The organism is Rhodanobacter sp. MP1X3, from assembly GCF_014207165.1.
In the GTDB taxonomy this organism is placed as follows: domain Bacteria; phylum Pseudomonadota; class Gammaproteobacteria; order Xanthomonadales; family Rhodanobacteraceae; genus Rhodanobacter.
Genome location: NZ_JACHCO010000002.1, coordinates 144743 through 165901, shown reverse-complemented (window position 1 = coordinate 165901; position 21159 = coordinate 144743). Strand labels below are relative to the sequence as shown.

14 protein-coding genes are annotated in these 21159 nt (G+C 63.2%); 9 read left to right on the top strand and 5 right to left on the bottom strand.

The window, feature by feature from the left end; all coding sequences use genetic code 11:
- Positions 1-18: 18 nt before the first annotated feature.
- Genes HDE79_RS07205 through HDE79_RS07195 form a run of 3 tightly spaced genes read left to right on the top strand, consistent with a single transcriptional unit; the run spans position 19 to position 5736 of the window.
- Positions 19-1476 carry a glycoside hydrolase family 125 protein gene (locus HDE79_RS07205; protein WP_184601275.1) on the top strand — a complete coding sequence of 486 codons (1458 nt, stop codon included), beginning with the start codon at positions 19-21 and terminating at the stop codon, positions 1474-1476.
- Between the two features lie 34 nt (positions 1477-1510).
- Positions 1511-3880 carry a GH92 family glycosyl hydrolase gene (locus tag HDE79_RS07200; RefSeq protein WP_184601274.1) on the top strand — a complete coding sequence of 790 codons (2370 nt, stop codon included), beginning with the start codon at positions 1511-1513 and terminating at the stop codon, positions 3878-3880.
- 23 nt (positions 3881-3903) lie between these two features.
- Complete coding sequence (locus HDE79_RS07195) at positions 3904-5736, top strand: beta-galactosidase family protein (protein ID WP_184601617.1); 1833 nt, start codon at positions 3904-3906, stop codon at positions 5734-5736.
- 93 nt (positions 5737-5829) lie between these two features.
- Here HDE79_RS07195 and HDE79_RS07190 read toward each other — a convergent pair whose 3' ends face one another.
- Positions 5830-7230 carry an alpha-L-fucosidase gene (locus tag HDE79_RS07190; protein WP_184601273.1) on the bottom strand — a complete coding sequence of 467 codons (1401 nt, stop codon included), beginning with the start codon at positions 7228-7230 and terminating at the stop codon, positions 5830-5832.
- A gap of 140 nt (positions 7231-7370) precedes the next feature.
- Here HDE79_RS07190 and HDE79_RS07185 point away from each other — a divergent pair, with 140 nt between their 5' ends.
- The gene (locus tag HDE79_RS07185; RefSeq protein WP_255488320.1) at positions 7371-8378 is read left to right on the top strand and encodes a sialidase family protein; all 1008 of its coding nucleotides are present in this window, start codon (positions 7371-7373) and stop codon (positions 8376-8378) included.
- A 128-nt stretch (positions 8379-8506) separates the two neighbouring features.
- Here the strand turns inward: HDE79_RS07185 and uvrA are convergent, their stop codons facing one another.
- Positions 8507-11500 carry an excinuclease ABC subunit UvrA gene (gene uvrA / locus HDE79_RS07180; protein WP_184601271.1) on the bottom strand — a complete coding sequence of 998 codons (2994 nt, stop codon included), beginning with the start codon at positions 11498-11500 and terminating at the stop codon, positions 8507-8509.
- Between the two features lie 245 nt (positions 11501-11745).
- Here uvrA and HDE79_RS07175 point away from each other — a divergent pair, with 245 nt between their 5' ends.
- From HDE79_RS07175 to cgtA, 4 genes are all read left to right on the top strand, one after another.
- A complete protein-coding gene (locus HDE79_RS07175) occupies positions 11746-12537 on the top strand; it encodes a DUF2059 domain-containing protein (RefSeq protein ID WP_184601270.1) in 792 nt (263 codons plus the stop codon).
- A 138-nt stretch (positions 12538-12675) separates the two neighbouring features.
- On the top strand, positions 12676-12990 hold the full coding sequence (rplU, locus tag HDE79_RS07170) for a 50S ribosomal protein L21 (protein ID WP_179477175.1): 315 nt from the start codon (positions 12676-12678) through the stop codon (positions 12988-12990).
- Between the two features lie 20 nt (positions 12991-13010).
- Complete coding sequence (gene rpmA, locus HDE79_RS07165; protein WP_184601269.1) at positions 13011-13268, top strand: 50S ribosomal protein L27; 258 nt, start codon at positions 13011-13013, stop codon at positions 13266-13268.
- 142 nt (positions 13269-13410) lie between these two features.
- The gene (gene cgtA / locus HDE79_RS07160; RefSeq protein WP_184601268.1) at positions 13411-14490 is read left to right on the top strand and encodes an Obg family GTPase CgtA; all 1080 of its coding nucleotides are present in this window, start codon (positions 13411-13413) and stop codon (positions 14488-14490) included.
- Positions 14491-14515: 25 nt separating this feature from the next.
- On the opposite strand, the gene HDE79_RS07155 is transcribed toward cgtA, so the two are convergent.
- The 3 genes from HDE79_RS07155 to HDE79_RS07145 form a co-directional block, all read right to left on the bottom strand.
- On the bottom strand, positions 14516-16123 hold the full coding sequence (locus HDE79_RS07155) for a carboxyl transferase domain-containing protein (RefSeq protein ID WP_184601267.1): 1608 nt from the start codon (positions 16121-16123) through the stop codon (positions 14516-14518).
- A 162-nt stretch (positions 16124-16285) separates the two neighbouring features.
- The gene (locus tag HDE79_RS07150) at positions 16286-16699 is read right to left on the bottom strand and encodes a hypothetical protein (protein WP_184601266.1); all 414 of its coding nucleotides are present in this window, start codon (positions 16697-16699) and stop codon (positions 16286-16288) included.
- Positions 16700-16867: 168 nt separating this feature from the next.
- Positions 16868-18052 (bottom strand): acetyl-CoA C-acyltransferase, encoded by a 1185-nt coding sequence (locus HDE79_RS07145; protein ID WP_184601265.1) that lies wholly within the window; start codon positions 18050-18052, stop codon positions 16868-16870.
- 225 nt (positions 18053-18277) lie between these two features.
- Between HDE79_RS07145 and HDE79_RS07140 the strand changes: the two genes are divergently transcribed.
- The gene (locus HDE79_RS07140; protein ID WP_184601264.1) at positions 18278-21103 is read left to right on the top strand and encodes a S8 family serine peptidase; all 2826 of its coding nucleotides are present in this window, start codon (positions 18278-18280) and stop codon (positions 21101-21103) included.
- The last annotated feature ends 56 nt before the right edge of the window (positions 21104-21159 follow it).

The window sequence follows — 21159 nt, the reverse complement described above, 5'->3', positions numbered from 1 at the left end:
GATAGGGAGAATAGGTCGATGCTGACACGTCGCGATATGCTCAAATGGATGAGTCTGGCCGGTGCGTCCTCGGCGCTGGGTGCGCTCGGCGTCGCGCAGGCGGTGACCGGCAAAGCCCCGATGGGCACGCCTGCGTTGTTCGCTGGCAAGCGTCCACCGCCGCACCAGCGCAAGTTCATCAGTGCGGCGGTGGAGCGCCAGCTCGCCGCGGTGCAGGCCGGCATTGACGACCCCAAGCTCGCACGGATGTTCGAGAACTGTTATCCAAATACGCTCGACACAACGGTCGAGGTGGGCACGCTCGACGGCAAGCCGGATACCTTTGTCATCACCGGCGATATCGACGCGATGTGGCTGCGCGATTCCTCCGCCCAGGTGCATCCCTACCTGCCGCTGGCGCGCGGCGACGCGTCGCTGCGCCGCCTGTTCCGCGGGCTGATCGCACGACAGGCGCGCTGCATCCGGATCGATCCGTACGCCAACGCCTTCATGCCGCATCCGCATGATTCCCCGCTGAGCTGGTCGGTGCATGATCTGACCGACATGAAGCCCGGTGTGGGCGAGCGCAAGTGGGAGGTCGACTCGCTGTGCTATCCGATCAGGCTGGCGCACGGCTACTGGCAGGCCAGCGGCGACACCTCACCGTTCGACGACGACTGGCGCCAGGCCATGCAGCGGGTACTGGCCACCTTTGTCGAGCAACAGCGCAAGCACGACCATGGTCCGTATCGCTTCCAGCGCGTATCCGAAGTGCCGACCGAGACGCAGTTCCTCGGTGGCTACGGCAACCCGACCCGACCCAACGGCATGATCCACTCGATGTTCCGGCCGTCGGACGATGCCTGCCTGTATCCGCTGCTGGTGCCGTCCAATCTGTTCGCGGTGGTGTCGCTGCGCCAGCTGGCACGGATGAGTCGCGCGATCCATCACGACGCCGATTTTGCCGCGCAGTGCGAGGCGCTCGCGGCGGAAGTGGAGCAGGCGACGCAGCGCGACGGGCAGATGCGCGACGCGAACGGCGACACTCATTGGGCCTACGAGATAGACGGCTACGGCAACCAGCTGTTCATGGATGACGCCAATGTGCCCAGCCTGTTAAGCCTGCCTTACCTGGGCTGCTGCGAGCGTGGCGATCCGCTGTACCAGCGCACGCGCGCGGCGGTGTGGAGCACGCGTAATCCGTATTTTTTCCGGGGCCAGGCCGCCGAGGGTATCGGTGGTCCGCACGAGGGACTGCGGATGATCTGGCCAATGTCGATCATGCTGCGCGCGCTGACCAGCGATGAACCTGCCGAGATCACCCAGTGCCTGGCCTGGCTGCGTGACACCGATGCCGGCACCGGCTTCATGCACGAGGCCTTCGACCAGGACGATCCGGCGCATTTCACGCGAGCATGGTTCGCCTGGGCCAACACCTTGTTCGGCGAGTTCATCGTCGATCTTCATCAACGCCATCCCGCGCTGCTGCGCCGCTGAAACGCGTCGCGGCAGGCGCCTACGAGGTTTACCCATGGTTACGCGTCGGGGTTTTCTGCAAAGTGCCATCGCTTTCGCGCTGTTTGCCGCCAGCGATGGCTTCGCGTCGGCGCTGCCACTGCCGCCCGCCGGGACGGGTGTCGGTCCCGCCGACGGTGACCGCTCCGATAGCGTCGCTGCCGATCTGACGCGCCACGTCGATGTGTTCATCGGCACCGGCGGGCATGGGCATACGTTTCCCGGTGCCAGCCTTCCATTCGGCATGGTGCAGCTGAGCCCGGATACCTACAACGCGGTGTGGGATGCCTGCTCGGGCTATCACCAGTCGAACGGTTCGATCATGGGCTTCTCGCATACGCATCTGTCCGGCACCGGTATCGGCGACATGCTGGACTTTCTGGTCATGCCGGCCACCGGCGAGGTGAAAATCGTGCCCGGCGGCCTGGATGATTCCGGCGCCGGCTATCGCTCGCGCTACGACCATGCCGACGAAGTCGCCAGCCCGGGCTACTACAGCGTGCTGCTCAAGGATTACGGCATTCGCGCCGAACTGACCGCGACGCTGCGCGCGGGCCTGCACCGTTACACCTTCCCGGCAGGTAGCAGCGGCCATCTGGTGCTCGACCTGTTCCACGGCATGCAGGACAACCCGCAAACGCCGACGCGGGTCACCGATGCCGAACTGACGGTGGTTGACGACCACACCCTCACTGGTGGCCGCCGCGTGCACCAGTGGGCCGATGGCCGATACATCTACTTCGCGATGAAGCTGTCGCGGCCGTTTGCCGGGGCTCAGCTTTACTCGGACGACGTTGCGCTGGCGGCATCGGCGCACAGCGCCAGCGGCACCAGGCTCAAGACGGTGCTGCACTATCCCGACGCGCACGACGCGCCGCTGCTGGTCAAGGTAGGCATCTCCGCGGTCAGCGCCGAAAATGCGCTGCACAATCTCGACGCCGACATCCCCGGCTGGGATTTCGCCGGCGTGCGCGCGTCGGCGCTGGCTGCATGGGAGCGCGAGCTGGGGCGTGTGCGCATCGATACTTCGTCGCCGCGGGATCGGCGGATCTTCTACACGGCGATGTATCACAGTCTGCTGTCGTCCTCGCTGTTCAGCGACGTCGACGGCCGCTACCGCGGCATGGATCTCAAGATCCATCAACTGCCCGAAGGCACGTGCAATTACAGCAGCTACTCGCTGTGGGACACCTACCGCGCCGTGTATCCGATGCTCACTCTGATTGCCCCCGACCGCGTGCCGGATCTGGTCAACGGTCTGGTGCGCATGGCCGAGGAAAGCCCGACGGGGCCGGCGGTATGGCCGCTTCAAGGCGTGGAAACCGGTTGCATGATCGGCTACCACTCGGCGGTGGTGCTGGCCGAGGCGCAGGCCAAAGGCTTCAGCGGGATCGACTATGCTGCGGCGTGGCCGATCTACCGCAAGCGTGCCATGCAAGATGATTACCGTGGCCTCGGTGAGTATCGCAGGCTCGGCTATATCCCCAGCGACAAAGTCGACGAAGCGATCAGCAAGACGCTCGAATACGCCTACGACGACTGGGCCGTGGCGCATCTGGCCAAGGCTGCCGGTGCCGAGGCCGACTACCGCGCGCTGCTCAAGCAGTCGCGCAATTACGGGAATGTGTTCAACCCGAAGAACCACTTCATGCAGCCGCGCCTGGCCGACGGCACGTGGGCTACGCCATTCGATCCGCGCGGTATGGGGCACTCCACGCAGTGGCACGATTTCACCGAATCCAACGCCTGGCAGGCCACCTTTCTCAACCAGCACGACGTGCATCACTACATGCAGATGTTCGGCGGACGCGAGGCGTTTGCAAAAAAGCTCGACCATCTGTTCAACATGAGCTCGGCATTGCCGCCGGATGCGCCGCCGGACATCGCCGGAATGGTTGGACAGTACGCGCATGGCAACGAGCCCAGCCATCACGTGGCCTATCTCTACGCTTACGCGGGGCAACACTACAAGACCCAGGCGCGCGTGCGCATGCTGCTCGATACCATGTACAGCGATCAGCCGGACGGCCTTGCCGGCAACGAGGACTGCGGCCAGATGAGTGCCTGGTACGTGCTCAGCGCACTGGGTCTTTATGCGGTCGATCCGGTCAGCACCAACTACGTCATCGGCAGCCCGTTGTTCGATCGGGCCGAGATCGCCGTGGGCGAGGGTAGTCGTCTGGTAATCGAGGCGCACAACAACGGTCCTGACCGGCCCTATATCCAGTCCGTGCGATGGAACGGGAAGCCGTACCGCAAGACCTGGCTGCGGCACGCCGACCTGGCTGCTGGCGGGCATCTGGAGTTCGAGATGGGCGCCGAGCCCAACAAGACTTACGGCGCGGCCGAGGCCGACGCGCCGCCATCGTTTGGAGAGTTCGCATGATGGGAGCACACATCAGCGCGTTGTTGCGCCGCCTGACGATCTGCGCGCTGATGCTGGCGATAGCCGGCAGCGTTTGCGCAGCAACGGCGGTGCCCAGCGCAGGGCCAATCACCATCCAGGGCGATCACTTCGTTCGCGCGGGCAAGCCCTATCAGATCATTTCCGGCGCGATCCACTTCCAGCGCGTTCCACCGCAGTACTGGCGCGACCGCCTGCGCAAGGCGCGTGCGATGGGTTTGAACACCATCGAAACTTACGTGTTCTGGAACGCGGTGGAACCGCAGCGCGGCCACTTCGATTTCAGCGGACCCAACGATGTGGCGGCCTTTGTCCGGATGGCGCAGGCCGAGGGCCTGAATGTGATCCTGCGGCCGGGCCCCTATGTCTGCGCCGAGTGGGAGGCGGGCGGTTTCCCCGCGTGGCTGTTTGCCGATCCGCACTTGCGTGTGCGTACGCAGGACCCGGCTTACCTCGCTGCAGCCGACGCCTATTTGCAGCGCCTGGGACAGCAACTGGCACCGTTGATGGCGGCGCGTGGCGGGCCGATCATCGCGGTGCAGGTGGAGAATGAATACGGCTCCTACGGCAACGACCGCGACTACATGGAGGATATCCACCGCACGCTGATTCGCGCCGGCCTGGGCCAGGACCTGATGTTCACCTCCGACGGCGCCGACATGCTTGCCAACGACGCGCTGCCGGGCATGCTGGCGGTGATCAATTTCGCACCTGGCGAGGCCAAGAGCGCGTTCGCCAAACTCGCCGCCTTTCGCCCCGGTCAGCCGCGCATGGCCGGCGAATACTGGGCCGGCTGGTTCGATGGCTGGAGCGGCGAACATGCGCATACCGATGCCGCCCAACAGGCCGGCGAGCTGGCCTGGATGCTGGCGCAGGGTTACTCGGTAAGCCTGTATATGTTCGAGGGTGGCACCAGCTTCGGCTTCATGAATGGCGCCAACTATCAGGGCAGCCCCGCCGACCACTACGCGGCCCAGATCACCAGCTACGACTACGACGCCGTGCTGGATGAGGCTGGCCGGCCCACGCCCAAGTTCAACCTGTTCCGCGACGTGATCGCCAAGGCAACCGGCCGCACTTCGCCACCACTGCCCGCGCCTACGCCGTTCATGACGTTGCCGGCGATTACGCTGGGCGAGTCGGCCTCGCTGTGGGACAACCTGCCTGCGCCGATCCGTGTCGACCAGCCAGCACCGATGGAACAGTTCGGCCAGGACTACGGTTACATCCTCTACCGCACCCAGCTGAGCGGGCCGGCCAGGGGTCTGCTGTATCTGGGCGAGGTGCGTGATTACGCGGCGGTGTATCTGGATCGCCAGCCTGTGGGCACGGTCGATCGCCGTCTAAAGCAGGAGACGCTGCCGATTACAGTTGGCGACGGCACGCATACGCTGGATATCCTGGTCGAGAATACCGGGCGCATCAATTACGGTCCGCATCTGGCCGACGGCCGCGCCGGGCTGGTCGATCCGGTCTGGCTCGACGGCAAACGGCTGAACGGCTGGCAGGTCTATCCGCTGCCGATGCGTTCGCCCGATACGCTGCGCGGCTGGACCACCGCCCCGGTCGAAGGGCCTGCCTTCCATCGAGCGCACTTCCGCGTCGAGCAGCCGGCCGACACGTATCTCGACGTCAGCGTGTTCGGCAAGGGCGCGGCCTGGGTCGATGGCCGCAACCTCGGTCGGATCTGGGATATCGGCCCGCAGCGTTCGCTGTATTTGCCGGCGCCGTGGCTCGAGCGCGGCGACAACACCCTGGTGATCTTCGATCTGCAGACCCGACACGACGCGCGGGTAAGTGGTTCGGTGCAGCCGGTGTGGTCATCGCCGGCGCACTGACGCGTGATGCCTGCCCGCTGTCATTGGATACCGTCATGCCGCGCCAGCCCCCGGCGACGCGGCATGCGTCCTATGTTTTCCGGACTCCCTCGCTCAGGGCGTGGCCGGGTCGGTCACGTCGAACAGCTTGAAGTCGCGGATATGCGCGGTGCCGGTGCTGGAAAGAATGTTCAGGCGCACCTTGCTCGTGGTCACCGGCGCGAAGCGATCGATCTTCATGTGGCCGATCGCCTCGGCCTGTGCCACGGTTTTCCAGGCGCCGTCGACCCACGCCTGCACGGCGTACTTCTGCACCTGCTGACCGGCATTGAGCCACTCCGTGGTCATGCTGTGGTTGAAGGTCACCGGCTGGGCAAAGTCCACCTCCAACAGGGCGTGATGCGAACCTTCCGGTGCCGACCAGAACGTGTCGCCATCGTCGTCCAGGGCGGCGGCGGTGTTGGCATCGGTGGGCAGGTGCTGGCGGGCCAGATCCCTGTCGTTGCCGTAGCGTGCCCGCAGCGCCTCGCCGAACGCTTTCAGCCGGGTCACGTCCGCCTCGGGCAGCAGGCCGTGCCGGTTGGGCGCGAGGCCCAGCATCAGCTGGCCGCCCAGGCCAACGCTGTTCTCCCAGATGTCCATCAGTTCGGCGACGCTCTTGAGTGTCTGGTCGCTGTCCGGATGCCAGAACCATTGCAGCTTGTGCAGCGGGGTATCCACCTCCACCGGGCGCCAGCGCAGTTCGCCATGGCGGTCGATCACGTTCCAGTTCTCTCCGTGGATGCGGCCGTCTTCCTGGCCCACCCAGCGGATGTCGCCGTAAGCGAACAGGCCTACGTCGGCAAACACCATGGCGTTGGGTTGGTAGGTGCGCAACGTTTCGATGTACTTCTTGAAGTCGTAGATGTGTCCTGCACTGCCGGCGCCGTCCAGCCACCATTCGACCAGGGGGCCGTAGGGCTGCACCAGCTCTTCCACCTGTCCGGCATAGTAGGCGTCGTAGGCGCCAGAGTTCTTGTAGCTTGGCTCGTGCCGGTCCCACGGCGAGAGATAGATGCCGAATTCCATGCCCTGTCGGCGCACTGCTTCTTCGGTCATGCGCACCAGGTCGCCCTTGCCGTGCATCCACGGGCTGTTCTTCACCGAGTAGTCGCTCTTGCCGGTTGGCCACAGCGCGAATCCATCGTGGTGCTTGGCCACCAGCACCAGATAACGCGCACCCGCCGCTTTGGCTGCCTTCGCCCACTGGTCGGGATCGACGTGGTCGGGATTGAACACGCTCGGACTGGCGCTGCCGTCCCCCCACTCGCGGTCGAGAAAGGTGTTGGTGCCGAAGTGCACGATCACGCCGAATTCGAGGTCTTGCCAATGCGTTTGCTGCGGCGATGGCGTGATGTCGGTGAAGTTCTCCGCCGTCGCGGCGCCGGTCCAGGCGAAAGCGCAGGCGAGTGCGCTCGTCAGAAGGCGGTGGCGCAAGCGGCGGTGGCGATGGGTTCGATCGCTGGCAGTTTTCATGCGGTGCTCTTGGTGGTTTTTATATTTGGACGTAAAAACGTCTATTCGATGCCATCCATTAGAGGTTCCATATAGCGACCATGTCAATGAAAAAGTCCGACTTTTATCGACCGGATCGCAGAGTGGTCCGGTGGGGATTCTTGCTGCTCGTTTTTTCGGTTTTCCGGTTGCATGCCGCCTCAAATGCGGTGCAACTGCGCGAGTTCATCGCTGTTTCGCCGGCCACGCCGCAGAGTCATGCGGCGACCATCGTGCAGACACCGAACGCGCTGGCCGCCGCATGGTTCGGCGGCAGGCACGAGCGCGACCCGGGCGTGGGTATCTGGCTGTCGCGCAAGCTGGCGGGGCAATGGACGCCGCCGGTCGAGGTGGCCAATGGTGTACAGGCCAGCGGCGAGCGCCTGCCATGCTGGAATCCGGTACTGTTTCTGCCGAGGCACGGGCCGCTGATGCTGTTCTACAAGGTCGGCCCCGATCCGCAGCACTGGTGGGGCATGCTGAAAACCTCGGCCGATCAGGGCGTCCACTGGAGCGATGCGCGCCGGCTTCCCGATGGCGTGCTGGGGCCGATCAAGAACAAGCCGGTGCAGCTCGCCGATGGCAGTATCGTCAGTCCGTCCAGTCACGAAGACGGGTCTTGGCGCATCCAGTTCGAGCGCTCCACCGACGGCGGCGAGCACTGGACGCTGGCCAGCGCGGTGCCGAATCCGGAACATATCGAGGCGATCCAGCCCAGCCTGCTGCGCTGGCCTGGCGAGCGGCTGCAGGCGATTGGTCGCACACGTCAGAACCGTGTGTTCAGCACCCGGTCCAGCGATGGCGGCAGGCACTGGTCAGCGTTGCATCTGCTGGAGCTGGCCAATCCGAATTCGGGTATCGACGTGGTGTCGCTGGCGGACGGCCGCGCCCTGCTTGTCTACAACCCCACGGAGCACGGCGAGGACTGGTGGGATGGTCGCGGTCAGCTGGCGCTGGCCCTGTCGCGCGACGGTGAGCACTGGACCCGCGCGCTTACTCTGGAGAACGAGCCGGGCGCGGAGTTCTCCTATCCGGCGGTGATCCAGACGCGCGATGGCCTGGTGCATATCCTTTACACCTGGAAGCGTCAGCGCATTCGCCATGTCGTGATCGATCCGACAAGGCTGTGAGTCACATCGTCAGCATGCGCATGCTGCGCCAGTGGTCAAACGCAGACGCAAGAGGATCTGAGGCAGGCGTGCTTGCCCCCGCAGTTACCTGCCGGCAAGCGGCGCGCCCGATCCTTCCGTCGATGTACTCACGAGCGCTTCTTTCGCGGTAGCGGATGATGCTTGTCGGCGGACGCAATGTGCTTGGTCGCCGCCTTGACCCGCTTCTCGGCTCCCGGTGCCCGCGCTGCTTTGTTGGCCTTGTGCGATTTAAGATGCGGCGCGAGGAAATGCCCGGTGTGCGAACTGGTGGTCGCGGCGACAGTTTCCGGCGTGCCGGCAACGAGGATCTGACCACCTCCTGCGCCTCCCTCGGGGCCGAGATCGACGATCCAGTCGGCCGTCTTGATCACGTCGAGGTTGTGCTCGATCACCACCACGGTGTTGCCCTGGTCGACCAGCTGGTGCAGCACGTCGAGTAGTTGCTCGATATCGTGGAAGTGCAGGCCGGTGGTCGGTTCATCGAGGATGTAGAGCGTGCGGCCAGTGTCGCGCTTGGATAGTTCCTTCGACAACTTGACGCGCTGCGCTTCGCCGCCGGATAGCGTGGTCGCGCTTTGACCGAGCTTGATGTAATCGAGGCCGACGGCACGCAGCGTATCGAGCTTGCGCGCGATGGTCGGCACGTTCTCGAACAGCTTCAGCGCATCCTCCACCGTCATGTTCAGCACGTCGGCAATGGTGTGGCCCTTGTACAGAATCGCCAGCGTCTCGCGGTTGTAGCGTTTGCCGGCGCAGACGTCGCACGGCACGTAGACATCGGGCAGGAAGTGCATCTCCACCTTGATCATGCCGTCGCCTTCGCAGGCCTCGCAGCGGCCGCCGCGCACGTTGAAGCTGAAGCGGCCCGCGGTGTAACCGCGCGAACGCGCTTCCGGTACCTGTGCAAACATCTCGCGCAACGGCGTGAACAGGCCGGTGTAGGTGGCTGGGTTTGAGCGCGGCGTGCGCCCGATCGGCGACTGGTCGATATCGACCACTTTGTCGAACAGGTCCATGCCTTCGATCGATTTGTATGGTGCGGCCTGTGTGCCGGCGCCGTTGAGTTCGGCGGCGGCCAGCGAAAACAGAGTGTCGTTGATCAGGGTCGACTTGCCCGAGCCCGATACGCCCGTGACGCAGGTGAATAGCCCGGCCGGAATCGCCAGGTCGACGTTCCTCAGATTGTTGCCACTGGCACCTTTCAGATGCAGCCAGGAGTCCTTGTCGATCGGCTGGCGGCGTTCCTTCGGCACTTCGATCGCGCGCTTGCCGGACAGGAACTGGCCGGTGACCGAGCGAGGCGACGCGAGCAGGTCTTTCATGGTGCCCTGTGCGACCACTTCGCCGCCGTGCACGCCCGCACCCGGTCCGATATCGAGTACGTGGTCGGCCATGCGGATGGCGTCTTCGTCATGCTCGACCACGATCACCGTATTGCCCAGGTCGCGCAGTCGCGTCAGCGTGCCGAGCAAGCGCTCGTTGTCGCGCTGGTGCAGGCCGATCGATGGCTCGTCGAGTACGTACATCACACCGACCAGGCCGGCGCCAATCTGCGACGCTAGCCGGATCCGTTGTGCCTCGCCGCCGGACAGCGTATCGGCCTGGCGATCGAGGGTGAGGTAGTTGAGGCCGACATCGTTGAGAAAGGTCAGCCGCTCGCGGATTTCCTTGACGATCTTCGCGGCAATCTCACCGCGCCAGCCGGCCAGCGTCAGCGTCTCGAAAAAAGTCAGTGTGTCGTCGATCGAGCGATGGGTCAGCGACGGCAACGCGTGGTCGGCGACGAATACATTGCGTGCCGAGCGATTCAGGCGCTGTCCTTCGCAAGTAGGGCAGGGCTGATCGCTGATGTACTTGGCCAGTTCCTCGCGCACCGCAGATGATTCGGTTTCCTTGTAGCGTCGATCGAGGTTCGGCAGGATGCCCTCGAAGGCATGTTCGCGGGTGACCTTGCCGCCGCGCTCGGTGATGTAACGGAACGCGATTTTTTCCTTGTCGCTACCGAACAGAATGGCCTTCTGCACGTCTGCCGACAGCAACTTCCACGGCGCGTCGACATCGAATTTATAGTGTGCTGCCAGCGACAGAATCAGCTGGAAGTAATGGGCATTGCGCCGATCCCAGCCGCGCACCGCGCCGCCGGCCAGACTCAGCTCGGGATGCCCGACCACGCGCGCGGGATCGAACACCTGGGTCACGCCCAGACCATCGCAATCCGGGCAGGCGCCGACCGGTGAGTTGAAGGAAAACAGTCGCGGCTCCAGCTCCGGCAGCGAGTAATCGCAGACCGGGCAGGAGTAACGCGAGGAGAGCATTTGTTCCTTGGCCTTCTGATCTGCCGCTCCTGCGCTTCCTGCGCCCGCGGCATTCGCACTTCCCTGTGCAGCATCCATATCCACGACGATCACCAGCCCATCGCCCAGCCGCAGCGCCGTCTCGAACGACTCGGCCAGCCGCTGCTTGATGTCGTCGCGCGGGCGGAAGCGGTCGATCACCGCTTCGATGGTGTGCTTCTGGCGCAGCGTCAGCGGCGGCACGGCGTCGAGGTCGTAGACCACGCCGTCGACGCGGGCGCGCACGAACCCCTGCGCGCGCAGTTGGTCGAACACCTGCACATGCTCGCCCTTGCGCTCGCGGATCACCGGCGCCAGCAGCATGTATCGCTTCTCGCCATCCATTGCCAGCGTCGCATCGACCATCTGGCTCACCGTCTGGGCCTCCAGTGGAATGCCGTGGTCGGGGCAGCGCGGCGTGCCCACGCGAGCAAAAAGCAGGCGTAGGTAGTCGTACACCTCGGTGATCGTGCCGACGGTGGAGCGAGGGTTGTGCGAGGTGGATTTCTGTTCGATCGAGATCGCCGGCGACAGGCCCTCGATATGGTCGACGTCGGGCTTCTCCATGATCGACAGAAACTGCCGTGCATAGGCTGATAGTGACTCGACATAGCGCCGCTGGCCTTCAGCGTAGATGGTGTCGAATGCCAGCGAGGATTTACCGGAGCCGGATAACCCGGTGATCACGATCAACTTGTCGCGCGGCAGATCGATGTCGATGTTCTTGAGATTGTGCGTGCGTGCGCCGCGGATTTTGATGGTGTCCATGACGCTCGGATTTTGGGGTGAACAGGAACTATAACAACCTGTGTGATGGCTTCCGTGTATGCCATGTACAGCACTTGTTGTCGCCGGCTCGGGACAGCTTGCCGGATGCGTCCGGCAGCGTCGTGCGGACGCCCGTCAATCGGGCCTGATGTCCGCCAGTCAGCTGCGGTTTGTGGCCCGGCCGGTGTATCTGGTTACTATGTGAAGCTAATTTCAGTCAGTTGCTTCGAACGGAAGGTAGATAGATGGCAATGCGCAAGCGGCTCGGCTTGATCGTCGGCATTTTGCTGGCAGCGACCATCGCGCCGGCATTTGCTGCGCAACCCACCGAACAGCAGGTCCGCCAGCTGATGGACGTGATCGGACTGGGCAAGTCGCTGAGTCAGATGAATGCGCAGGTTGCCACCAGCATGCAGCAGGCGTTGCCCTGCGTGTCATCCAACTACTGGCAGAGCTATATCGACGAGAACAGCAGCAAGGACTTTATCGGTCGTCTTGTCCCGGTCTATCAAAAGCACTTCACCGCAGACGAGGTGGATGGCATGGTGAAGTTCTACAGCTCCCCCTTAGGTCAAAAAGTGCTCACCGAAATGCCGCTGGCGTTGGCCGAGGCGAATCAGGCCGGCCAACAGTGGGGTCATGAGCACACCCAGCAAATGATCTCCAAGCTGGTGCAGGCCGGCACGCTGGGTACCGATGGCCGTTGCCCGGCGACTGCCTTCGTGGGAAACCCGGCGTCCAGCGCCTCCGCAGCCTCGGCCGATGCAAGTTCAAGCGATGAGGCCGGGCCGGTGGCAGAGACTGCCGTGGCTGTTCCGGAGCATGCCGCGTCCTCCAGGCGGCACGGGCACGTGCCGGTCAAAAAGCACACCACCACGAAAAAGAAGGCTGTGCCTGCCAAAAAGACCGTTCCGGCCAAGAAAGGCGTGCCTGCCAAGGCCACGATGCCCACCAAGACCGCGACCAAACCCCACGCCACAACGCAAAAACCTGCATCCGACAGCCAGAAAACGGCGCCAGCCAGCCAGGGCACCTGAGCGCGGCGTAGGGCGGTCCATGCGGGGTGGTGGTCAGTATTTGACCAGCGCGCGCTCAGGTCGTTATAATCCGCGGTTCGCCAAGCCGCAATTAGGCTATGGCGGTACCCAAGAGAATAACTAAAGAAGGGCAATACGATGAGTTACGCAGTCATCAAGACCGGTGGCAAGCAGTACCGCGTACAGCAGGGCGATGTCCTGCGCGTGGAGTTGCTGAACGCCGAAGAAGGCGCGACCTTCAACTTCGACCAGGTGCTGATGCATGGCATCGGTGAGTCGGTTGTTGTGGGCGCACCGCTGGTTGATGGAGTCACCGTCAGCGCCACCATTCGCAAGCATGGCCGGGCCGACAAGATTCGCATCATCAAGTTTCGCCGACGCAAGCATTACAAGCGTCAGCAGGGACATCGCCAGCATTTCACCGAAATCGAAATCACGGGCATCAACGCCTGAGCATCTGGAGCAACTAAGTCATGGCACATAAAAAAGGCGTAGGTTCCAGCCGCAACGGTCGCGATTCGAACCCGAAATACCTGGGCGTGAAGATTTACGGCGGCCAGGCTATCGAAGCAGGCAATATCATCATCCGTCAGCGTGGCACCCAGTTCCATCCGGGTACCGGCGTTGGCCTCGGTCGCGACCACACGCTGTTCGCGCTGGTTGATGGCACAGTGCAGTTCAAGGTTCGCGGCAACAAGAATCGCCGCTTCGTCGACGTCGTTCAGGCTTAAACCTCAACGACGCGGCAACGAAGGCCCCGCTTCGGCGGGGTTTTTTGTTGCTGCAGTTGAAAATGGACGACAGGGAGCGGTAAAGGTCGCCGCCCGGTTTGCCCTATGATTTTTCCGTTCCCCCGTCTCCCGAGCAAAACCCATGAAATTTGTCGACGAAGCCAATATCAAAGTTCTTGCCGGTGACGGTGGCAATGGCTGCATCAGCTTTCGCCGCGAAAAATTCATCCCGTTCGGCGGTCCGGATGGCGGCGATGGCGGCTTCGGCGGCTCCGTCTGGCTGGTGGCCGACGAGGGTCTGAACACGCTGGTCGACTTCCGCCATCAGCGCAGCTTCAAGGCCAAGCGCGGCGAGAACGGCATGGGCAGCCAGATGTACGGCAAAGGTGGCGATGACACGACGATCCGCGTGCCAGTCGGCACCATGATCACCAACGTCGACACCGACGAGGTGATCGGCGATCTCACCAACCACGGCCAGCGCATGCTGGTCGCGCAGGGCGGCAAGGGCGGCCTGGGCAATATCCATTTCAAGACCTCGGTGAATCGGGCGCCGCGCAAGTCCACGCCGGGCACGCCGGGCGAAGCACGCGAGTTGAAGCTTGAGCTACGTCTGCTGGCCGACGTTGGCCTGCTCGGCTTTCCGAATGCCGGCAAGTCCACCTTCATTCGCGCCGTATCCGCGGCGACGCCGCGGGTAGCGGATTATCCGTTCACCACGCTGGTGCCGAATCTTGGCGTGGTCAGCCTCGGCGTCGATCAGAGCTTCGTGATCGCCGACATCCCCGGCCTGATCGAAGGTGCTGCCGATGGCGCCGGCCTGGGTATCCAGTTTCTGCGCCACGTGGCGCGTACCAGCCTGTTGCTGCATCTGGTCGACATCGCACCGGTCGACGGCATCGACGTGGCCGGGCAAGTCCGGGCGATCGAGCAGGAACTGGCCAAGTTCAACCCCGAACTGCTGGAGCGTCCGCGCTGGCTGGTGTTGAACAAGGCCGACATGCTGGACGAGGACGAGCGCAAGGAAGTCGCCGAACAGATCATCGCCGAACTAGGCTGGACCGAGCCGTGGTTCCTAGTCTCGGCCATCGCCCGCGAAAATACGATGAACGTTTGCCAGCACGTGCAGCGCTTCTTCGAATCCCAGCGTGATGCGAGTATCGAACGCGTCGACATGCTGCCAAATGACGTGCGCTTGCGTGGCGAAGAGCCGAAAGGCTGATTCGCAGGCGGGCCTGCTTGCTTCCTTACATGCGAAACACGCCGAAACGCTGCGGCTCGATCGGCGCGTTGAGCGAGGCGGAGATCGCCAGGCCGAGTATGCGGCGGGTGTCGGCGGGGTCGATGATGCCGTCGTCCCACAGCCGCGCACTGGCGTAATAAGGGTGACCCTGTCGCTCGTACTGCTCGCGGATCGGCGCTTTGAAGGCTTCTTCCTCCTCGGCCGTCCAGGTCTTGCCGGCGGCTTCGATGCCGTCACGCTTGACGGTGGCCAGCACGCTTGACGCCTGTTCGCCGCCCATCACCGAGATACGTGCGTTCGGCCACATCCACAGGAAGCGCGCGCCGTAAGCACGGCCGCACATTGCGTAGTTGCCGGCGCCGAAGCTGCCGCCGATCACCACGGTGAATTTCGGCACATGCGAGCAGGCCACGGCGGTGACCATTTTCGCGCCGTCCTTGGCGATACCGGCCTGCTCGTATTTCTTGCCGACCATGAAGCCGGTGATGTTCTGCAGAAACACCAGCGGCACATTGCGCTGATTGCATAGTTCGATGAAGTGCGCGCCCTTGAGCGCAGACTCGGCAAACAGGATGCCGTTGTTGGCAATGATGCCGACCGGGTAACCATGGATATGCGCAAAGCCGCAGACCAGGGTCTTGCCATAGCGCGCCTTGAACTCGTGCAGCTCGGAGCCATCGACGATGCGCGCGATCACTTCGCGGATGTCGAATGGTTTGCGCGTGTCCTGTGGAATCACGCCATAGAGTTCGTCGGCAGCGTACTTCGGTTCGCTTGGCGCGCGCAGCGCGAGCGGAATGGTCTTTTTCCGGTTGAGACTGGCGACGATGTCACGTGCGATCGACAGCGCATGCGCATCATTCTCGGCGTAATGATCGGCGACACCGGAGATGGACGTATGGACGTCCGCACCGCCCAGCGCTTCCGCATCGACGACTTCACCCGTGGCGGCTTTCACCAGCGGCGGTCCGCCGAGGAAAATCGTGCCCTGCTCGCGCACGATGATGGTTTCGTCGCTCATCGCGGGCACGTAGGCACCGCCGGCGGTGCATGAGCCCATCACCACGGCGATCTGCGGAATGTTCAGCGCTGACATGCGCGCCTGGTTGTAGAAGATGCGGCCGAAGTGCTCGCGGTCCGGAAATACCTCGTCCTGCAGTGGCAGGAACGCGCCACCGGAATCGACCAGATAGACGCACGGCAGATGATTTTCCAGAGCCACTTCCTGTGCGCGCAGATGCTTTTTCACCGTCATGGGAAAGTAGGTGCCGCCCTTGACGGTGGCATCGTTGGCGACCACCACGACTTCGATGCCGTTGACCCGACCGATGCCAGTGATAACGCCCGCAGCGGGCGCGGCATCGTCATACATGCCATGCGCGGCCAGCGCCGAGAGTTCGAGGAACGGCGAGCCGGGATCGAGCAGGGCGCGGATGCGTTCGCGCGGCAGCAGCTTGCCGCGTGCTTCGTGTTTCTCACGGGCTTTCGTACCACCACCTTCGGCGCTGCGCGACAGTTCGCGGTGCAGATCGTCGGTCACGGCGCGCAACTGCGAAGCGCTGGCCTGGAACTCGGCCGAGCGTGGATCGATCTGCGAAACGATCATGGTCATAGAAACAGGCTCATCATTCAGTGCCATCACTGATCAGTCGCCGATGATAACCGGCGCCGGCCATGGATCGGAATTGTCTTGATCGTTCGGCGGATCGCGCATAAAAAACGGCCGCACTACACGGCCGTTTTTTATCACTACTGTAAGGATCAATGGCGAGAATCAATTGCCTTTGGAAGCGTCCTTTGCGGCGTCTTTCGCATTGCTCGCGGCGTCCTTGGCAGCTTGTGCAGCCTTGTCAGCCTGCGAGGCGGCGTTGGAAGCGGCATCCTTCGACATGGACATCGACATCGCTGAGTTGCTGTTGGCTGGTGTATTTGACGAAGCCGCAGCAGCGGCCTGTTGAGCCTGGTCGGCGGCCTGACCGGCGGCGTCAGCCGAGGTCTTGGCCTGGTCGGCAGCCTGCTGGGTCGTCGGGGTCGGTGCCGAGGCGGCAGCCTGCTGTGCCTGATCCGAAGCCTGTTGGGCAGCGTCGGCTGACTTCTGCGCTTCTTGAGCGGAATCCTGCGCGCTGTTGCTGCATGCTGCCATCAACGCAACGAGCGCAGCGGCGAGAAGGGGGCGCGTCAATTTCATGGGTGAATCTCCTGATTGCAATGGAAGGCCTTTGGTAGGGCGCGCGTAGTTTTAGCCGGTAAGCCGTGACGATGCCACTTTTTTATGGTGAAGCCGGGGTGCACATTGAAAGTCTGTTTATTTGATAGCTGTGTAGATGCTCAGCGCTTTTCAGATAGCCAGGTTAGTTCAGTCGATGCGTTCCACAGCGAGAGCTGTCGCTTCACCACCACCGATACACAATGTAGCGATGCCGCGTTTCAGGCCACGGCTCTTCAACGCGTGCAGCAGGGTCACGACCAGACGTGCACCGCTGGCACCGATCGGATGACCGAGCGCACAGGCACCGCCGTTGACGTTGATCTTGTCGTGCGAAATACCCAGTTCGCGCATCGGTGTCATCGCGACCACGGCAAACGCTTCGTTGATTTCGAACAGGTCGACATCGCCCACGTTCCAGCCGGCTTTCTCCAGCACTTTCTGGATGGCGCCGACTGGCGCTGTGGTGAACCACTCCGGCGTCTGCGAGTGCGTGGCATGCGCCACGATGCGCGCCAGCGGCTTCAGTCCACGCGTTTTTGCCTCGTCGCCCGACAGCAGCACCACGGCGGCAGCGCCGTCGGAAATGCTCGACGAGCTGGCCGCGGTGATGGTGCCGTTTTCCTTGCGGAAGGCCGGGCGCAGGGTCGGGATCTTGGCGATATCCGAGCGGCCGGGCTGCTCGTCGGTATCCACCACGACGTCGCCCTTGCGGCCAGCCACCGTGACCGGCACGATTTCGTCGGCAAACGCGCCGCTCTGCTGCGCAGCCTGCGCGCGCTTCACCGATTCGATCGCGTAGGCGTCCTGCTCCTCGCGGGTAAAGTGATACTTGTCGGCGCACAGTTCGCCGAACACGCCCATCGCCTTGCCGTCGTAGGGATTGGTCAGGCCATCCCACGCCATGTGATCGACTAGCTGGCCGTCGCCGTAGCGAATGCCGGTGCGCGCGTTGACCATGTGCGGGGCGTTGGTCATCGACTCCATGCCGCCGGCTACCACGATGCTGGCCGAGCCGGCCTTGATCAGGTCATTACCCAGCATGATCGCCTTCATGCCCGAACCGCACACTTTGTTGATCGTGGTGGCGCCGGTGCCAAAGGGCAGGCCGGCTTCCAGTGAGGCCTGACGCGCGGGTGCCTGGCCGAGATTGGCTGGCAGCACGCAGCCCATGATCACTTCGCTGACATCGGCAGGCGCGACACCGGATTGTTCCAGCGCAGCACGGATGGCCGTGGCGCCGAGCTTCGGCGTGGGCACACCGGTGAACTGGCCGAGGAAGGAGCCGATGGCCGTGCGCTTGGCACCGACGATGACGACGCTGACATCCGACATGGGTAACTCCACTTGAAGACAGTAGGGGCGCGAACGCCTGACATATAGCCCCAGGATTATCGCAGTCCGCCGTAAACCACGGCAAACGGTGGTGATTCGGCGCAGGATGTGACTTGCGCGGTGTTTCATTGGATTTTCGTTGTGTCAAGATGCGCGCAGGGAGGCATCGCGGTGTGCCCGGCGCGCACGCGATACCAGGATTGGGGTGCGGTGACGGGGTACATCATGAAAACGTTCGATTCCGGGTTGCGGCGTCGTGAACTGGCGTTGCTGGTGGCCATCGCGCTTGGCCTGAACGCCTGCGGCGGCGGAGGTGGCAGCAACGTCAAGTCCACGTCGACCGCACCGACTACGCCACCATCGTCATCATCATCGTCATCGACGTTGCCGCAGCCACCGATCGATGCCCAGCTATCGATCACCAATACCTACGCGGCGCACAATCAGGGCTATACCGGCGCCGGCGTGACCATTGGCGTGGTCGATACCGGCATCATGGCCACCAATCCGGCGGTGTCTGGACGGGTGCTGGAGGAATTGACCTATGTCGACCCGACCACCAACAACCTCAGCATCGATGATGTCGTGGGTCACGGTACCTGGGTGTCGGAGATCGCGGCGGGTGCCCCGTTCGGACAATTCCCCGGCGGTATTGCGCCGGGTGCTGATCTGATCTCGGCGCGCATCATCGATGACACCTCGAGTGACGACAACGGTTCCACCCCGCCAACAGCGGTCACCTCGGCTGATCCGCTACCGCAGGTCAGTGCGGACCTGATCGCGGGCGGTGCCAAGATCATGAACAATTCGTGGGGTGGCATAACGTGGAGTGCCACCGATACGGCCACCACGCAGCTTTTCGACGCGGCCTACAGCACATACGTCAATTCCTGGGGCGGCCTGGTGGTGTTCGCCGCAGGCAATGATTCGGAAGCCAACCCCAGCACGATCGCTGCACTGCCCAGTCTTGCGCCTGATCTGGCGAAGGGCTGGCTGACCGTCGTCGCCGTCAACAGCAATAACCCGACCCAGCTGGAAGGCTACTCAAACAAGTGCGGCATCGCGATGGACTACTGCCTGGCAGCGCCGGGCGATGTGATCGTTCTGGACAAGGACACCACCGCCAGTACCACCAACCCGAGCTATTACATCGTGGAGGGCACGTCACTGGCTGCTCCGCAGGTGTCCGGTGCGGCGGCACTGGTGTGGCAGGCCTATCCGTACTTCACCAATGATCTGGTGCGCCAGACCCTGCTTGGCACGGCTGATCCGCTCGGCGGCTCGCAGCCGAATACGACCTTCGGTTATGGCGAGCTGGATGTCGGCAAAGCGGTGAATGGTCCCGAGCAATTCAACTGGGGTGATGTCACGGTCAGCTTCAGCGGCAGTTCCAGCTGGAACAACCCGATTTCCGGTGCTGGCGGCCTGATCAAGCAGGGCAGTGGCACGCTGAATCTGACCCAACCATCGAGCTATACCGGCATGACCCAGGTGCAGGGCGGCACACTCACCGCCCAGTCGCTGGCATCCAGCGTAAGCATCAGCGCCGGCGCCACGGTGAGCGGCACCCAGACCATCGGTGGCAGCGTGACCAATGCCGGTGTGTTGGGCGTCAGCGGCAGCAACGTCACCGTGGGCGGCAACTATATCCAGCAGGGTGCTGGTCGGCTGGCGGTGTCGCTGGGCTCGGCGCTGAATGTCACCGGCACAGCCAGCCTGAGCGGTGGCGATCTGTTCGTGGCCGGCACGAATGCCGGCTATGTCGTCAACTCGCATACCGATGTGCTGACCGCGGCTGGCGGTCTCACCGGTACGTTCTCGGCACTGAACACGGCATCCAATGTGATGCTGACCGCCACGCTCAATTACGACGCCAACGATGCGTGGCTCAATGTGCAGCAGGTAAATGTCACGGCGATACAAGGCGCGAGTTACACGGCGGCCTCGTACGCCGCTGCGCAGCGCGTGCAGAGCGCGTTCGGTCAACTCAACAGCCAGATCACGCAGGGCACGCTGACGCCGACTTCCACGGCAGTCGCCAGCGGTTTTTTCGCTGGTGCTGCGAGCCTGCAGCAATCGGCCACGCTGGCTACCGCGCAGAATTCGCTCAGCACTCTATCCGGCCAGTTGCATGCGGCCAGTGCGGCGATGACGTTCCAGGCGATCGACGCCGGCACCGAGGCCTTGTCCAGTCGCTTCGATCAGTTGCTCGACGCACCCAGGCTGGGTGGCGGCTGGACGCAGAACCTCGGCTCCCAGGGCAGCATGTCGCGTAGCGGTTACAGCGATGTCGGTTATGACCTGAGCGGCATCATGGTCGGCGAGGACATTCGCTTCGGCCTGAATGGTGTGCTGGGTTATGCCGTGAGTCAGAGCCAGGGGTTGGGCCGGCTCGTCGAAAGTGGCGACCAGGGCAACAGTCACGCGTTGGAAGGCATGCTCTATGGTGGCGTGGTCAACGGAAACTGGTACACGATGGGGCGTTTCGGCATCGGCACTTATCGCGAGAACATGCAGCGCGAACTCGAGCTCGGCGATGAATTTTCCAGAGTGTCCAGCCTGAGCAATGGCCGCTACGGTCTGGCCTATGGCGAGAGTGGTTACCGTTTCACGCTCGGCGGCATGCAGCTGACCCCCTATGTGAACCTGCAATATGCACAGATCCAGAGTGACGGCTTCAACGAGGGCGGTGCGGATGGTTTCGGCCTGATGTCCGATGCGCAGAACATCGAACGTTGGCAGGCCGGCGTGGGTATGCGTGCCATGCATCGCTGGTTGCTGGATGACGGCACCGCGTTGACCTTGCAGACCCGGCTGCTGTGGCAGAGTGCCCTCGCCATGCATGGCGAGATACCGGATGCCAGCTTCACCGGGCTGACGCAATGGGCGCCGGTGGGGGGTATTGGTCTGTCACGCTACGGTGGCGTAGCTGCCACTTCGCTCAACTGGAGCTTTTCGCAGAAATCCAGCCTGCAGCTGGATCTCGAAAAGGACTACGACCAGTACCAGGACGGAAATATGGCCATGGTCAGTTACAAACTGGCGTTCTGATCGGGGGCTGTCGACGCTGCGCCGGGGATGCGCGGTCGGCAGTCAGCTGCGCGAGT

Excerpts from the sequence above, each read along its gene's own strand:
- uvrA (WP_184601271.1), bottom strand. The coding sequence starts at position 11,500 with ATGGACACCATCAAAATCCGCGGCGCACGCACGCACAATCTCAAGAAC.
- HDE79_RS07145 (WP_184601265.1), bottom strand. The coding sequence starts at position 18,052 with ATGTCGGATGTCAGCGTCGTCATCGTCGGTGCCAAGCGCACGGCCATC.
- HDE79_RS07200 (WP_184601274.1), top strand. The coding sequence starts at position 1,511 with ATGGTTACGCGTCGGGGTTTTCTGCAAAGTGCCATCGCTTTCGCGCTG.
- HDE79_RS07175 (WP_184601270.1), top strand. The coding sequence starts at position 11,746 with ATGGCAATGCGCAAGCGGCTCGGCTTGATCGTCGGCATTTTGCTGGCA.
- rpmA (WP_184601269.1), top strand. The coding sequence starts at position 13,011 with ATGGCACATAAAAAAGGCGTAGGTTCCAGCCGCAACGGTCGCGATTCG.
- HDE79_RS07155 (WP_184601267.1), bottom strand. The coding sequence starts at position 16,123 with ATGACCATGATCGTTTCGCAGATCGATCCACGCTCGGCCGAGTTCCAG.
- HDE79_RS07205 (WP_184601275.1), top strand. The coding sequence starts at position 19 with ATGCTGACACGTCGCGATATGCTCAAATGGATGAGTCTGGCCGGTGCG.
- rplU (WP_179477175.1), top strand. The coding sequence starts at position 12,676 with ATGAGTTACGCAGTCATCAAGACCGGTGGCAAGCAGTACCGCGTACAG.
- cgtA (WP_184601268.1), top strand. The coding sequence starts at position 13,411 with ATGAAATTTGTCGACGAAGCCAATATCAAAGTTCTTGCCGGTGACGGT.
- HDE79_RS07150 (WP_184601266.1), bottom strand. The coding sequence starts at position 16,699 with ATGAAATTGACGCGCCCCCTTCTCGCCGCTGCGCTCGTTGCGTTGATG.
- HDE79_RS07190 (WP_184601273.1), bottom strand. The coding sequence starts at position 7,230 with ATGAAAACTGCCAGCGATCGAACCCATCGCCACCGCCGCTTGCGCCAC.
- HDE79_RS07140 (WP_184601264.1), top strand. The coding sequence starts at position 18,278 with ATGAAAACGTTCGATTCCGGGTTGCGGCGTCGTGAACTGGCGTTGCTG.